Source organism: Bacillus sp. MAG717A (genome assembly GCF_036884855.1).
GTDB classification, from domain to species: Bacteria; Bacillota; Bacilli; order Bacillales; family Bacillaceae; genus Bacillus; species Bacillus safensis.
Genome location: NZ_CP145733.1, coordinates 1,368,356 through 1,383,265 on the forward strand (window position 1 = coordinate 1,368,356; position 14,910 = coordinate 1,383,265).

Genomic DNA, 14,910 nt, shown 5'->3' on the forward strand with positions numbered 1-14,910 from the left:
ACACCAAAGCTTTTTTATTGAATAAAAGTATGATACTGATGGTAATCAGGATTTCTTTCGAGCGCCTCTTGGCAATCCTCACAAATGGTTTGTACATGTAAATCACCATTTTCCCTATAAGAAATCATATCGTTTCTTTCCTCATTTGTTAAGTGATGAAATCCAAGTGCTTCACTTTGGACAGCGGATTCATCTAGACTGCCAACCTTTACACCACAGTGGCGGCAGTAATAATGCAAAGCCATACGTGATCCTCCCATGCTGAGATTTTATGATCAGTATGTGCTTTGCTTATCATTCTTATACCTTCTTGTTAAAATCATTCATCACTTCTAAAAATGGCTTTTTTAAAGCCGCTTCACAGGCCTCAACAGACGATTGAATGGCTGATGCGATGTCAGGCTGTTCCTCTTCTGAGAAACGTCCTAATACGTAATCAACGACCTTCATGCCGTTTTGAGGACGTCCAATGCCGATACGGAATCGGTCAAATTCAGGTGACCCTAAATGCTGAATCAATGATTTGATTCCATTATGCCCCCCTGCACTTCCTTTTGTACGTAAGCGAATCCGGCCAGTTGGCAAATCAAGATCATCATAGATCACTTTCAAATGTTCAAGGGGAATATCGTAATAGTCCATCAGCGGACGCACACATTCTCCTGATAAGTTCATATATGTAAGCGGCTTTACAAGTAGAACCTTTTGCCCCGAAACAAACCCAGTTCCAAATTGTCCATGGAATTTTGACTGATTTAAAGGAATGTCCCATTTTTTCGATAGTTCATCTATTGTCATAAACCCGACATTATGTCTTGTTTTTTCATATTCTTTTCCTGGATTACCTAATCCAACGAATGCAATCATGAAACCAATAACCTCCTTTGTCACACAGCACACGCCTAAAAAATGAGCCAATCAGATTGCCTCATGGAAAAACGTATGAATTCTTTTCATTCTAGCACAAAAGACGCAACCGCGGGAGGGTTACGTCTCTAAATGACCAGTTATTCTCCATCGTCTTCCTTTTCTTTAATGGCCTCAGGCTCTTGCGGCTCCTCTTCGCTATCTGGCTCAGGAACCTCTGATTGCTGAGGCGGCAGAATGGATGCAACGACTTCTTCTTGATCGTTATTGATTTGATAAGATGACTGAACAGGCAGATCAGCAACTGTTAAGACATCATTGACTTCTAAGTTTGTAATATCAGCTTCAATATTCTGAGGGATATCTTTTGGTTTCGCTGTAACAGATAATTCAAATAGTGGCTGCTGAAGCACACCGCCATCTTTTACCCCTTTAGACTCGCCAATCAACTGTATTGGTACATCCGCGTCAATTTCACGCTGTAAGTCAACCACTTGGAAATCAGCATGGACAAGCTCGTTTTTCAGCGGGTCTGTTTGTAACTCTGTCACCATCACAGATTTCGTTTCACCACCCACGTCTAAGGTAATGATTGTATTCTTCCCTTCATCACGTAAGGTTTTTAATAAATCGATGCTGTCTAATGAAACAGCCAGGCTGTCTGTATTTTTTCCGTATATGACACCAGGAACGTGTCCTGAATGACGGATTTTTTGCAGTGTGGAACGTTTGAAATCAGTTCTTTTATTTGCTTTTAAAGTTGCCATATTCAGCACCATCCTATTTCTTTTTTGTCACTACTCTCATAATTACCCATAACCGAATCATTTTAAACATGTTTGCCTGTGATTGATGAAAGCAAAAAGACCCTAAGCTGATGCCTAGGGCCTTTTTCAATAAAAAATTAGCTAAAAAGGTAGCTCACAGATTCTTCTTCATGTACACGGATGATGGCTTCTGCTAGCAAAGGCCCAACTGAAAGCGGAATGAATTTTCCAACTTTCTTGTCATCAGTTAATTGAATACTGTTTGTCACAACTAATTCTTTTATTTTAGAGTTTGTGATACGTTCTACTGCTGGTCCAGACAATACTGGGTGCGTACAGCATGCATATACTTCAGCTGCTCCATTTTCGACTAGCGCATTTGCTGCAAGTGTAATAGTACCAGCTGTATCAATGATATCATCGATCAGAATCGCCGTTTTGCCTTCAATGTTACCAATAATGTTCATGACTTCAGCAACGTTTGGCTTTGGACGGCGTTTGTCGATAATTGCGATTGGCGCTTTCAGGCGGTCTGCCATTTTACGCGCACGTGTCACACCACCGTGGTCAGGAGACACAACAACGATATCGTTCAAGTTCTTCTGTTCGAAATAGTTTGTTAAGATTGGCACAGCCATTAAGTTATCGATTGGAATATCAAAGAAACCTTGGATTTGCGGCGCATGAAGATCAAGTGCAATCACACGTGTAGCACCTGCTGTTTCAAGCAAGTTTGCAAAAAGCTTCGCAGTGATTGGCTCACGAGGTTTTGCCTTACGATCTTGACGTGCATATCCGTAATAAGGGATCACAATATTGACAGTTTTCGCAGAAGCACGTTTTAGCGCATCCACCATAATGAGCAGTTCCATAATATGCTCATTGACTGGCGCACTTGTTGATTGAATGACATAACAATCACAGCCGCGGATACTTTCTTCAATATTGATTTGGACTTCACCGTCACTAAAGCGTTTAACAGAGCTCTTTCCTACATCAACTCCGATACGATCGGCAATTTCTTTGGCAAGTTCAGGGTTTGAATTCAAAGAGAATATCTTTAAATTCGCATCAGCATAACGATTAGACATGGTAAACCTCCGGGTATTTGGATTATTTTTTATGAATATTTTTCACATAATCTTCTTTATTGACTTGTCTTGCTCTAGCAATAGACAATGCATCCTGCGGTACATCTTCTGTAACCGTTGAACCGGCTGCAACATATGCCCCTTTTCCGACAGTGACTGGTGCAACGAGATTAGAATTACAGCCAATAAATGCGCCGTCTTCAATCTTCGTTAAGAATTTGTTTTTCCCATCATAGTTGACTGTAATGGAACCACAGCCAAGATTTACATCAGTTCCGACCTCTGCGTCTCCAATGTAGCTTAAATGAGATGCTTTGCTGCGGTCTCCGAAAACTGTTTTCTTGATTTCGACAAAATTCCCGATTTTCACTTCATCGCCAATTTTCGACAACGGGCGAATATGAGCAAACGGTCCAATTGTCACATCAACTCCAACCTCACTATCGCAGACGACAGATTGCTTAATGACTGTTCGATCTCCGACGATGCTGTCAACAATTTCAGTGTTTGGCCCAATAGTGGCGTCTGCACCGATTTTTACATTCCCTTTGATGACCGTCCCAGGATAAATAACTGTATCTTCACCGATGACAGCATCTGGCGAAATATACGTGTTCTCAGGATCAATCAAGGTCACACCATTCTTCATATGCTGATGATTAATACGTTGCTTCATGAATTGCTCTGCTTGTGATAGAGCGATACGGTCATTAACTCCAAGTGTTTCTTCAAAATGCGGTGTTTGATAAGCTGCAACTGTTTGCCCTTCATTTTTTAAAATTTCAATGACGTCTGGCAAGTAGTATTCACCCTGTGCATTTTCATTCGACACTTGCTCAATCACACGGAAGAGATCTTCATTTGAAAAGCAATAAGTCCCTGTATTAATTTCATTCACTTGACGCTCTGCATCGTTCGCATCTTTATGCTCCACAATTTTTACGACAGCACCTGTTTCGTCACGAATAATTCGGCCATAGCCTGTCGGATCATCCGCATGTGCTGTTAAAATAGTGACTTTCGCTTGATGTTTTTGATGCTCGCTTAACATGGCTTCCATTGTTTCCGCTGTCAATAATGGCGTATCACCACAAATGACAATGGTTGTTCCCTTTTCCTGCGCGAGGAACGACTTTGCTTGTTTGACGGCATGGGCTGTTCCCAGCTGTTCTTCTTGAAGTGCATACTCACTTCTGTCTCCAAGCTGCTCTTTGACGTCCTCTGCTCCATGACCGACAATCGTCACTAGCTTGGCTAAAGAAAGCTTTAACGCTTCATCTGCCACATGCTCGACCATTGGCTTTCCGCAAACTGGATGAAGTACTTTATATAGCTTCGACTTCATTCTCGTTCCTTTTCCCGCTGCTAAAATCACTGCGAACCGCTTATCCATTGATTGGCCTCCAATATCCCTATTATCCATAGAAAAATATATCCTAAATAAAGACTGATTTCAAGGATACATAAGGAAGTACAATAATTTTCTAACAAATGAAAGACTTAAGAAACAAGAGAAAGAACGCAAAAAAGACAGCATTTAAAAGAAAACATTCATTTTCTCTTAAAGCCGTCTTTTTAGGTTTAAGTATGTTTAAGAAGCTCCAGCTTCTTCATATTCAATTGTTTCTTCCTCTTCGCCTAAGCGATGATATTCATTTAATACAGCATCTTGGATTTTACCCCGAGTGCTTGAATTAATTGGATGTGCAATATCGCGAAACTCTCCATCAGGCGTGCGTTTGCTAGGCATTGCAACAAACAACCCATTGTTTCCATCAATCACACGAATATCATGAACAACAAATTCGTGGTCCAGCGTGATGGATGCAATCGCCCTCATGCGACCATCGGTATTCACGCGGCGTAATCTTACGTCAGTAACTTCCACAGTAGTTCACCACCTTTTCCCAATATAAAAGCATTACTTAGGTATTCAACGATCGTGGTGATTCTCCTGCTCTTTTTTTAAACTTTTTTTGAAATATCGGGATATTTATACATTATTTGTCATATTCGTGACGACGCTTACATCCTCAGCATGAAAAAAGACATCATGATGATGTCTTTCCCTGCATATGATGAAACCAAACGGCTTTCATCGAGAGTGCCTGTTTTATTTTACTAGTGCAACTACTTCTATTTCTACAAGCGCATCTTTTGGAAGTCTTGCCACTTCCACGCATGAACGAGCTGGCTTATGTGTATGGAAATACTCACCGTACACTTCATTCACTTCAGCGAATTGTTCCATATCTTTGATGAAAACAGTTGCTTTCACGACTGTTTCAAAGGAAGCACCTGCTGCTTCAAGTACAGCCTCAAGATTACGGAATACTTGATGTGTTTGTTCTTTAATATCTCCATTAACAAAATCTCCAGCTGGGGTTAATGGAATCTGCCCTGAGCTGTAAAACATGTTATTGACAATAATTCCTTGAGAGTAAGGTCCAATGGCTGCTGGTGCATGTTTAGTTTGAACAACTTTTGTCATATCAATCTCTCCCATTCAAATACATGTTTAATTAAAGCTTACGCTTTCGAATGAAAAAACTCGTGGAAGTTGCCTTCATTGATCTCAATGATTTTTTGCTTCATATCAATGGTTGAAAGCTTTAACAACGAGACATATTCATCAACAAGACGTTCATCTACGCCTTCATCTTCTAAAAGAACACCGATTCCTGCAACATTTGCATTAAATTCCTCAAGCAAATTCATCATGCCGTTAATGGTTCCGCCCGCTTTCATAAAGTCATCAATGATCAACACATTGGAGCCTTTATCTAAGCTGCGCTTTGCAAGGGACATGGTTTGAATTCGGTTAGAAGAACCTGACGCATAATTAATACTGACAGTTGATCCTTCGGTTACCTTATTATCTTTTCTAACGATCACAACAGGCACATTTAAATAACCCGCAACAGAATAGGCAATTGGAATCCCCTTTGTCGCAACGGTCATGACGACATCAATCGCACGGTCCGCAAAGATGGTCGCAAAAAGCTTACCGATTTTCGCAAGAATCGATGGATTGCCTAAAACATCGGTTAAATATAAATAACCGCCAGGAAGTACACGTTCAGGAGTTGATAATGCCTCTCCGATATCGTTTACTACGTCATCTGCTTCTTTTAGGTGAATTTTTGGAATATATTTCACTCCGCCAGCAGCGCCAGGTACAGTAAGCAATGTGCCGATTCCCTGCTGTTCGAAGGTCTGTTTGATAATCGTTAAGTCTTCACTAATGGAGGACTTTGCAGATTGATATCGCTCTGCAAAAAAAGTTAAAGGTACTAGTACGTGCGGGTGGGCTAACAAATAATTTGTTAAGTCCACCAATCTGCCGCTTCGACGAAACTTCATGAACTTACCCCCAGAACCCGAATAATTTATGAATAATATAACTTAATATACGGATTTAATCAAGGGCATTTTGTTCGCCGATCATGCGGACAGCGTATACTTGATCACAAAATCCTCTCAGTCCGTTATATATTCTTTGTACCTTCGATTCATATTGAATCAGGCCAAATACAGTTGGGCCGCTTCCACTCATTAATACAGCATCAGCACCGAAACGCTTCATCTGTCTTTTGATCATATCTACTTCCGGATACATCTTTAATGTCACAGACTCCAGAACGTTACCGAGTGAGCTGCACATCTCTTTATAATCTTTCGCTTCAATGGCTTCAATCATACGCTGTACATTTGGGTGTTCTACTTTGCTTGCGTCATATTGTCTATAAACTTCAGCTGTAGATACCCCAATCACCGGCTTCGCTAAAATCACCCAGCAATGCGGCGGTGTCGCGATATGCTTCAGTTTTTCTCCACGTCCTGTCGCTAGTGCTGTGCCTCCGTGTACACAAAAAGACACATCTGAGCCGATCTCCGCTCCGAGCTCAGCTAGTTCATCTAACGTGAGATTTAACTTCCACAAACGGTTTAAACCGCGAAGCGCTGCTGCAGCATCACTGCTGCCTCCAGCTAAACCTGCTGCAACAGGTATTGCTTTTGTGATGACAATCGACACCCCTTTTTGAATACCGAACCTTGTTTTGAGCAATTTAGCCGCCTGATAAGCCAAGTTACGCTGATCATCTGGCACAAATCGATTATGAGATGATACACGGATTTCATCTTTGTCCAGCTCCGTCAGCTCAAGTCGATCTGCAAGGTCTATTGTTGTCATCACCATCTCCACTTCGTGATATCCATCCGGTCTTTTTCCATGAACATCAAGTGAGAGATTAATTTTTGCCGGTGCTTTTTCTAAAATACGCAAACATTTCACCTACTTCTCCATCTAAACATAAGTATCAATATTGTATCACATTTGATGGATCTGATGAATATTGGCTTTTACGCCCAGCACACTGACTTTTTCAACAAAAAAAGCCAGAGACACCCGTGGTATCCCTGACCATTTTTCTATCGTTGATTCTCATCCTGAGCCATGTGCTGCTGAGCTAATTCGATGGCACGTTTGACCATATTACCTGCGTCACGCGCACGAATTTCTCCCCAGCCTCCATTTTTGACGGTATCATAAAATCCAAGATCCTTCGCCAGCTCGTATTTGAACTCATCTGACATAATGCCTCGGCGTCTACCCAAACGAAACAGCCCCTTTAGTCGAGAATTCGAATCAGTGCCACTGCTTTTGTGGCTTTCTTATTTTGTATCGAATCCTTTCTTTTACCCCTTTCAAAAAATGGGCAGACTCCCATTCAGAAAAAAAGGCAAAACAAAAAGCAGTAAACAAGAAGTTCACTGCCCATTAATAGGCGACTGAGCTAGCGGCATCATCGAACGTTAATTCGACCGTCTCAGTCAGTATATCTGCATAACTGTAAGAAACTCTTTCAAACGAATTCTCATCTTGATCTAATTGAATCACAAATACAGAAGGGTACGTTTCAGCTAAAATGCCCGAACGCTCAATTGTTTTACGGCGGCCTCCGTTAGCCTTTAACGTCAAACGTTTACCTAAGTTACCATCAAGCGATCTTTTGATGTCGGACAAAGTCTTCGCCATTGCATCCACCTCACTGAGATAATTATACAACAACGGCCCATTTTTGTCAAATAAAAATTAAATTATATCAACCAACACGAGCCATTGTCAACAAAATAATTTTGACAAACTTCTACCTTTTCTCCTCCCTATTTTTCTCAAATTCCGGTGAATTATGTATCCATTTGAAATTTCTTTTTACACATAAAAAAACCAGACTGAAATCAGTCGGGTTATGTCGATTCATGGTCTTTTTTATATGGCATACCTACCCTTAAAACACCCTTCGTCTCGATGCCTCCGAGACCTTTTTCTCTTGTTAATGTATTACGAAGCACATCCCACACATTGATTCGATCTACAAAAGGAGTGAAGCTGATCTTCGCAACGATATAGACGGGGTCGAGCGCATGGATGTTCACACGTGAAGGTGAGCTTGCAAAATTGGCACCTGCTTGGATCAATGATTCAAAATGGGATTGACAGGCACCCGCAAAGATCACAAGCTGATCTAAATGAGGAATTTTCTTTCTTGCTTTTTGAACCGTTTCAACGAAATGACGAGAATGGCGATAGGCACCGATATCATTTACGCCGCCCTTTTGCTTGGAATACGCATCATGCCCTGTAATGACCAAAATATCAGGCCGATATTGATCAAGTAACGAATCGATCACGCTTGGCATTTTCTTCTCATGACAATGTACTCCGTATACAGGCACACCAATTCGTTCATATACATCTAAGCATTTCTTTAAGTATGAAGCATCTCCATCTAAATGAAGGACCTTTCCAGGCATGTGAAAATACTGCTCCTGATGGTGATATTGGCCAGAAGTATAATACTCTTGTTTTTCACGCAGCAGCTGATAATCCTGCCTTAGTAAGTCGAGCGATTCATTAATTTTCCGTTCGTCGTCCTTCTCCCTTGTCAGCTGCTCCTCTTTTTGAATCAAGACGAGATCCGACATCTTAGCATCAGCAATCAGCCTCACTTCATTCCCATGCAATATGGCAGTGGCTTCGTGCTGATCTGTCTCATCAATTCGAATGATTCGAAACATAATATCCATTTGATAGGATGCCCTCGTCACCATATCTCCTATTTGAAATTGCATGCTTTTCACTCCACAATCAGGCTCATATCCTGTTGGTATCGTCTTACACTAAACATGTTCTTCTTTCATATGTGCTGTTCTTTCTAGCCTATGCCCGAACAGTTGAAGTGGTGAAAAACAAAAGAAAAAAGCCCTTACGATAGGGCTTTTTGTAAAACATTCGACAATCTGGCAAATTCCTCAATGGATAATGATTCTCCGCGGCGCTTTCCATCAATATCTGCCGTTTGAAGAGCTTCCTCGATGATCGCTTTATGTTTTTTTCCATCAGGAAAATTGTTCATCAAATTATTCATCAATGTTTTCCGGCGCTGGCCAAAGCTCGCTCGGATCAATTGAAAGAAAAACGCATCATTTTCTACTGAGACAGCAGGCGTTTCACGAACAGTCAGCTTAATCACAGCCGAATCAACATTTGGCTGAGGAACAAAAACCGTTTTAGGCACAACCATCACCGTTTTTGCTTCCGTATAAAATTGAACTGCGATAGACAATGAATTGTATTCCTTTGATGAAGGGACAGCTGCCATACGATCTGCTACTTCCTTTTGCAGCATGACCACAATCCCTTTCAATGGAAGGTTTTCTTCAAGCAATTTCATAATAATCGGTGTTGTCACGTAATACGGAAGGTTGGCTACAACCATCACTTCTTTACAGTCAGCAAAATTTTCTTCGATGACCTTTCTCACATCCGCCTTTAATACATCTTGATGAATGATCGTGACATTATCATATGGAGAAAGCGTATCGTTTAAAATAGGCAATAAACGCTGATCGATTTCAAAAGCGGTGACTTTCTTTGCACGTTTAGCGAGCTGCTCTGTCAATGCGCCGATACCAGGCCCAATTTCAATGACGCCGGTCTCATCTGTAACCTCTGCGTGATCGACAATGCGATCTAAAATATTTGTATCAATTAAGAAGTTCTGCCCCAAGCTCTTTTTAAAAGAGAAACCGTACTTCTTCAGTATTTCCTTCGTTCTGACGGGTGTCGCAATATCTTTATTCATCGGCTTCCTCCTGCATGACGGTCTTTAAGGCCGCAATAAAATCATGTTTGGTTATTTGGAACATGTGAAGGCGCTTTTGCAGCTGCTTCGCATTGGTATATCCTATATTTAAAAGCAATCCTAGTCGTTCGCGGCGGCGTTTCGATGCTTCGCCTCCGATAAGGCCTGCGTCAAATAAGTCGTCTAATGTAATGACACTTTCCGATTCTTCCATTTCTTCATGGACATGGGCAAGACATTCCCGAATACTGTCCAAGGAAGCATGCTCGACACCAATTCCTTTATCCCGCTTCGCCTTCGCAAGATGTTTTGGCAAAAAAGCGTGCTTACAGCCAGGAACCGCCTCTGCGATGGTTTTACGGATCTTCTCACCAGGAAAATCAGGATCTGTTAAAATAATGACCCCTCTCGTCTCCTGAGCAAGACGCACTTGTTGAATGACTGTATCGCCAATGGCAGATCCGTTTGTTTCGATCGTATCTGCATCAACCGCCATCTTCACTCTGGCAGTGTCATCACGACCCTCCACCACAATGATTTCTTTGATTTTCATGTATTCCTCCGCTTGCAAAAACAATCTACATTTTTTGGTTAAAAAAACGAAACCTTTCATGCTGTTTTTGCGTCTAATTAATTAGAAAACAGTGCTTCTATTATAACCAAAAAAACAGAGGGTGCGCAAAGCCCTCTGTTCATATAAATGATTTGATGTGTTTATTTGAGTACTCTAATTTTCACTCGTTTATTTCCCCATTGATAAGCTGCCGACTTACTTGGGACGAACACATCAATTTTATTCCCTTTTATAGCAGATCCAGTGTCTGATGCAACGGCATATCCATAGCCTTCCACATACACTTTTGAGCCCAGCGGAATGACACTCGGATCAACTGCTATGACCTTTGCACCCGGATTCGCTTTTAAATCAAAACCTGTAGACGTTCTGCCCGTACATCCAGCACAGCTCGCTGTATAGGCTGTTGACGCCACATAAAATTCTTTTCCTGAAGACTCATTGCTTCGTGAAACCACAGGGGACGCTGCAGGCTCCTTTTTGGTCACTTGTGTACCAATAGCCACTAAACGGTCCTTACTATCTTTTTCGGTCACTTCTTTAATCAATTCTTTAGACACCACTTTGCCGTTTTCTTTCACAATGGCATAGTGCTTCTTTAATTTACCTTCTTCACCTTTTTTAAGTACCTTCTCTTTCCCTTTTTCAAGAGAATGGTCCTTTTTATGTTTGGTATCAAAAGCAATTTTCTCTTCCACTACATCGGTGACTTTTTCCACCCGAGTGATCTTTATATCTGCGGTCTTTTTAGAAAGGTTACTATGTAACGCAGGCTTGATCTTATCGTGCTTCTTGAGCTTCAGCTCTTGTTGCTTTAAAAAGTCAGCGACCGTAGTCGAAGTGGTCCACACTTTTTTATCTTTTCCTCCATCATTTAAGCTGACCTGGAAGGCCTGCTGAACCACAAGATTCATATCCTTTTTTAACTTGTCATTCTTTCCTGGAGTGACTTGATCGTGCTTCCCAATATCTATCTTCTCATTCTTCAATAATGCTCCAACCGTCTGATCTGTTGTCCATATCGTTTTCTCTTTCCCATCTAGGGTCAGATGAACCGGTATAGCCGCATCATACACAATGTTCATGTTGTCTTGAATCTTTGTATTTAGACTTGGAGTGATATGATCCTCCGCCTTGGTCCTTATGCCAAGGTCTGAAAGCAGCTGTGCTACTGTCTCTTCATGTGTACGAATTGTCTTCTCTTTACCATTGATTGAAATGGTAATAGACTGCTTAGTGAGCTCATGCGCACCGTAAGCCGTCCCAGTTCCAGCTAAAAGCAAGCAAACAACTAGTAATAAAACCTTGCCTTTTCCTAGCTTAACAGAAAACAGATTTTTCATTTTTTGTACGATGAAAAACGCCTCCTTCTCCTCGGAGAGATTATATAGAGTATCTCAAAACCTGTCAACCCTTCCACCCACTGTACAAAAATGCTCGATTGTAAACCTATTATGGGAGATTTATGGAAAGAAGGGAAGAAAGACTTATCGACAACTTATCCTATGAGGAGGCGCAAACGTGTAGAACTTTTTCGTTATGTTTCACAATTGGACAAGCTTAAACAAGGATTGACATCATATACTGTCAGTTTATACGGAAAACTTTTTTTGCATTTTTTGTTGTCAATTCGGCAAGCTCTTCAAAGCTGATTTCTCTCAGCTCCGCAATCTGTTCTGCGATATATTTGACATAACTTGGCTCGTTACGTTTCCCCCTAAATGGCACTGGCGTTAAGTATGGGCAGTCTGTTTCAATCAAAAGCCGGTCACCTGGTATCTCTTTTACAACTTCCTTTGGCTTCTTGGCATTTTTAAATGTCACGGGTCCACCGAATGAGATGTAAAAATTCATATCCATACACGCTTTTGCAGTTTCTAAGCTACCCGTAAAGCAGTGCATAATACCTCCAACCTCAGCTGCTCCCTCTTCCTTTAAAATTGTCACGACATCTTCCGTTGCGTCACGGTTATGAATAACGATTGGAAGATTCACTTCCTTCGCAAGAGCAATTTGGCGTCTAAAGACTTCCTTTTGTACATCTTTTGGTGACTTGTCCCAATAGTAATCCAGACCCATTTCTCCAATCGCAACCACTTTTTCGTGTTGAGATAAATCTTTAATCCAAGCCAAATCCTCATCTGTCATATCAATAGCATCGACTGGATGCCAGCCAATAGCTGCATATATGAAATCATACTCTTCAATTAATTCCATCGCTCTCGTAATTGTCGGACGGTCAAACCCCACCACCACGATTTTCTCAACTTTTTCGCTTTTTGCTCTTTCGATCACCTGCTCTAAGTCTTCTTTGTATTGTTCTGCATTTAAGTGGGCATGTGTATCAAATAACATTGTTGATTGCTCCTTTCGACAATTCTGCTAAAAAACAAAAGGTGTTCGACGAAATGTTACACGTGGAACACCTTTGTTGCTTTATAAAATTTTTGTTCCATTTGCTAGAGATTGATCTACTTCAAGAACCTGCAATTTCCCGCCTGTTTCTCCAGTTAAAATCATTCCCTGGGAAATTTCCCCTCTGAGTTTAACTGGTGTAAGATTCGCTACGCAAACGAGCTTTTTCCCTACTAATTCCTCTGGTTGATAGTGCTTGGCAATCCCTGAGACTATTTGTCTTTTTTCAAATCCAAAATCAAGCTGAAGCTTTAAAAGACGATCTGCTTTTTTCACTGGGGCTGCTTCCAAAACCTGTGCGACTCGAAGATCGACTTTTGAGAAATCATCAAATGCAATTTCTGCTCCCAGCTCAGGTAATTCCGTTTCTTCGATTTCCACTTTCTCTTCTTCTACCTTAGGTGCACTTCCCTGCATTTTTTCTTTAATGTAGGCTACTTCTTCTTCAACCTCTAAACGCGGGAACAAAGGCTCGCCTTTTTGTACCGTCGCATGTTGAATCGCACCAAATGATAGGATACTATCCCAGCTCTTGAGCTTCTCTTCTTCAATTCCAAGCTGGAAGAAGATTTTCTCAGGTGTTTTCGTTAGGAATGGCGTTAAGAGGACTGCTGTGATTCGAAGTGATTCTGCTAAATGATACATAACAGAATGCAATTCTTTTCGTTTTGTTTCATCCTTTGCCAGCACCCATGGAGCTGTTTGATCAATATATTTATTGGTTCTGCTGATTAATGTCCAAACATTTGAAAGAGCCACCGAGAATTCAAGGTTTTCCATCGCCTCTTCATAAGCTTTGACTGTTTGCTCAGCAACTGCTTTCAGCTCTTCATCAAACCCATTAACAGGGCCCTTATAGCTGCTTAATGTGCCGTCAAAATATTTTTGGACCATCGCAACTGTACGATTAAGCAAGTTACCTAAATCATTGGCAAGGTCATAGTTTACACGTTCCACGAATCCTTCTGGTGTAAACACACCATCCGCACCAAATGGTACTTCGCGAAGCAGATAATAACGGAGGGCATCGAGGCCATAGCGATCAATTAATGTGACCGGATCTACCACATTCCCTTTTGATTTAGACATTTTGCCATCTTTCATGAGCAGCCAGCCGTGTGCGAAAATTTGCTTCGGTAGAGGCAGATCTAATGCCATTAACATAATCGGCCAATAAATCGTATGAAAGCGTACAATTTCTTTTCCTACAAGATGTACGTTGGCAGGCCAATATTTTTTATATTTCTCATCTTGATCTGTTCCATAGCCAATCGCAGTTAAATAGTTGAATAAAGCATCAATCCATACATAAATGACGTGTTTTGGATTGTTAGGAACTTTAATTCCCCAATCAAAGGTTGTTCTTGATACGGCTAAATCCTCTAAACCTGGTTTAATGAAGTTATTAATCATTTCATTCTTTCTTGATTCAGGCTGAATAAACGATGGATTCTTTTCGTAATAATCAAGCAAACGATCCGCATACTTACTCATACGGAAGAAATATGATTCTTCTTTAATTAATTCAACAGGATGGCCGCTGTCAGGGCTTTTCCCGCCAATGACTTCCCCTTTTTCATTACGCTCAACATCAACAAGCTGTGTTTCCGTATAGAATGTCTCATCAGGAATACTGTACCAGCCCTCATATTGATCTAAATAAATATCGCCTTGATCAAGCAATTTTTGGAAGACCTGCTCAATGATTTTCGTATGTCTTTTTTCTGTTGTACGGATGAAGTCGTCATTCGAAATGTCGAGTTTCTTCCATAATGATTTAATGTCTTCAACGACTGGATCTAAATACTCGATTGGTGTGATATTTTGTTCTTCAGCTTTTTGCTGAATTTTTTGTCCGTGCTCATCTGTACCCGTTAAATACATCACATCATAGCCTTGAAGACGTTTATAACGAGCCATAGCATCTCCCGCTACTGTCGTATAAGCATGTCCAATATGTAATTTTCCGCTCGGATAGTAAATAGGTGTCGTCAGATAAAACGTTTTTTTCTTTTCCGGCATGTCGGAACCTCCTGCGTGTGTGT

17 protein-coding genes are annotated in these 14,910 nt (G+C 41.0%); all 17 read right to left on the bottom strand.

Features of this window, described 5'->3' with window-relative positions:
• Nucleotides 1–14: 14 nt before the first annotated feature.
• The 17 genes from V6Z54_RS07025 to metG all read right to left on the bottom strand — a co-directional run bounded on the left by V6Z54_RS07025 (nucleotide 15) and on the right by metG (nucleotide 14,887).
• Complete coding sequence (locus tag V6Z54_RS07025; RefSeq protein ID WP_003217967.1) at nucleotides 15–245, bottom strand: anti-sigma-F factor Fin family protein; 231 nt, start codon at nucleotides 243–245, stop codon at nucleotides 15–17.
• A gap of 55 nt (nucleotides 246–300) precedes the next feature.
• A complete protein-coding gene (gene pth / locus V6Z54_RS07030) occupies nucleotides 301–867 on the bottom strand; it encodes an aminoacyl-tRNA hydrolase (protein WP_024425643.1) in 567 nt (188 codons plus the stop codon).
• 140 nt (nucleotides 868–1,007) lie between these two features.
• Entirely contained in the window at nucleotides 1,008–1,634 is a 627-nt protein-coding gene (locus V6Z54_RS07035) for a 50S ribosomal protein L25/general stress protein Ctc (protein ID WP_073979318.1), read from the bottom strand.
• Between the two features lie 137 nt (nucleotides 1,635–1,771).
• On the bottom strand, nucleotides 1,772–2,725 hold the full coding sequence (locus V6Z54_RS07040) for a ribose-phosphate diphosphokinase (protein ID WP_024425641.1): 954 nt from the start codon (nucleotides 2,723–2,725) through the stop codon (nucleotides 1,772–1,774).
• Between the two features lie 22 nt (nucleotides 2,726–2,747).
• A complete protein-coding gene (gene glmU, locus V6Z54_RS07045) occupies nucleotides 2,748–4,118 on the bottom strand; it encodes a bifunctional UDP-N-acetylglucosamine diphosphorylase/glucosamine-1-phosphate N-acetyltransferase GlmU (RefSeq protein ID WP_338527847.1) in 1,371 nt (456 codons plus the stop codon).
• 198 nt (nucleotides 4,119–4,316) lie between these two features.
• Nucleotides 4,317–4,613 carry a septation regulator SpoVG gene (gene spoVG, locus V6Z54_RS07050; protein ID WP_008357439.1) on the bottom strand — a complete coding sequence of 99 codons (297 nt, stop codon included), beginning with the start codon at nucleotides 4,611–4,613 and terminating at the stop codon, nucleotides 4,317–4,319.
• A gap of 225 nt (nucleotides 4,614–4,838) precedes the next feature.
• Nucleotides 4,839–5,216: a 2-iminobutanoate/2-iminopropanoate deaminase gene (gene ridA, locus V6Z54_RS07055; protein WP_024425639.1), complete on the bottom strand. Its 378-nt coding sequence runs from the start codon at nucleotides 5,214–5,216 to the stop codon at nucleotides 4,839–4,841.
• 38 nt (nucleotides 5,217–5,254) lie between these two features.
• Nucleotides 5,255–6,088: a pur operon repressor gene (gene purR, locus V6Z54_RS07060; protein ID WP_024425638.1), complete on the bottom strand. Its 834-nt coding sequence runs from the start codon at nucleotides 6,086–6,088 to the stop codon at nucleotides 5,255–5,257.
• A 55-nt stretch (nucleotides 6,089–6,143) separates the two neighbouring features.
• On the bottom strand, nucleotides 6,144–7,013 hold the full coding sequence (ispE, locus tag V6Z54_RS07065) for a 4-(cytidine 5'-diphospho)-2-C-methyl-D-erythritol kinase (RefSeq protein WP_041085320.1): 870 nt from the start codon (nucleotides 7,011–7,013) through the stop codon (nucleotides 6,144–6,146).
• Between the two features lie 146 nt (nucleotides 7,014–7,159).
• Nucleotides 7,160–7,345 carry a small, acid-soluble spore protein, alpha/beta type gene (locus tag V6Z54_RS07070; RefSeq protein ID WP_012008653.1) on the bottom strand — a complete coding sequence of 62 codons (186 nt, stop codon included), beginning with the start codon at nucleotides 7,343–7,345 and terminating at the stop codon, nucleotides 7,160–7,162.
• A gap of 163 nt (nucleotides 7,346–7,508) precedes the next feature.
• Nucleotides 7,509–7,766, bottom strand: coding sequence for a Veg family protein (locus tag V6Z54_RS07075; RefSeq protein ID WP_024425637.1), 258 nt, complete (start codon nucleotides 7,764–7,766; stop codon nucleotides 7,509–7,511).
• A 212-nt stretch (nucleotides 7,767–7,978) separates the two neighbouring features.
• Nucleotides 7,979–8,863 (bottom strand): sporulation peptidase YabG, encoded by an 885-nt coding sequence (yabG, locus tag V6Z54_RS07080; RefSeq protein ID WP_041085323.1) that lies wholly within the window; start codon nucleotides 8,861–8,863, stop codon nucleotides 7,979–7,981.
• 134 nt (nucleotides 8,864–8,997) lie between these two features.
• The gene (gene rsmA, locus V6Z54_RS07085; protein WP_039175905.1) at nucleotides 8,998–9,876 is read right to left on the bottom strand and encodes a 16S rRNA (adenine(1518)-N(6)/adenine(1519)-N(6))-dimethyltransferase RsmA; all 879 of its coding nucleotides are present in this window, start codon (nucleotides 9,874–9,876) and stop codon (nucleotides 8,998–9,000) included.
• Nucleotides 9,869–10,429, bottom strand: coding sequence for a ribonuclease M5 (gene rnmV / locus V6Z54_RS07090; protein WP_338527848.1), 561 nt, complete (start codon nucleotides 10,427–10,429; stop codon nucleotides 9,869–9,871). Before rnmV ends, rsmA begins: the two co-directional genes overlap by 8 nt.
• Before the next feature lie 161 nt (nucleotides 10,430–10,590).
• Nucleotides 10,591–11,793, bottom strand: a complete 1,203-nt coding sequence (locus tag V6Z54_RS07095; RefSeq protein WP_338527849.1) for a ubiquitin-like domain-containing protein — start codon at nucleotides 11,791–11,793, stop codon at nucleotides 10,591–10,593.
• 244 nt (nucleotides 11,794–12,037) lie between these two features.
• Entirely contained in the window at nucleotides 12,038–12,805 is a 768-nt protein-coding gene (locus V6Z54_RS07100) for a TatD family hydrolase (protein WP_041085329.1), read from the bottom strand.
• 81 nt (nucleotides 12,806–12,886) lie between these two features.
• On the bottom strand, nucleotides 12,887–14,887 hold the full coding sequence (metG, locus tag V6Z54_RS07105) for a methionine--tRNA ligase (RefSeq protein ID WP_073979322.1): 2,001 nt from the start codon (nucleotides 14,885–14,887) through the stop codon (nucleotides 12,887–12,889).
• Nucleotides 14,888–14,910: the final 23 nt, after the last annotated feature.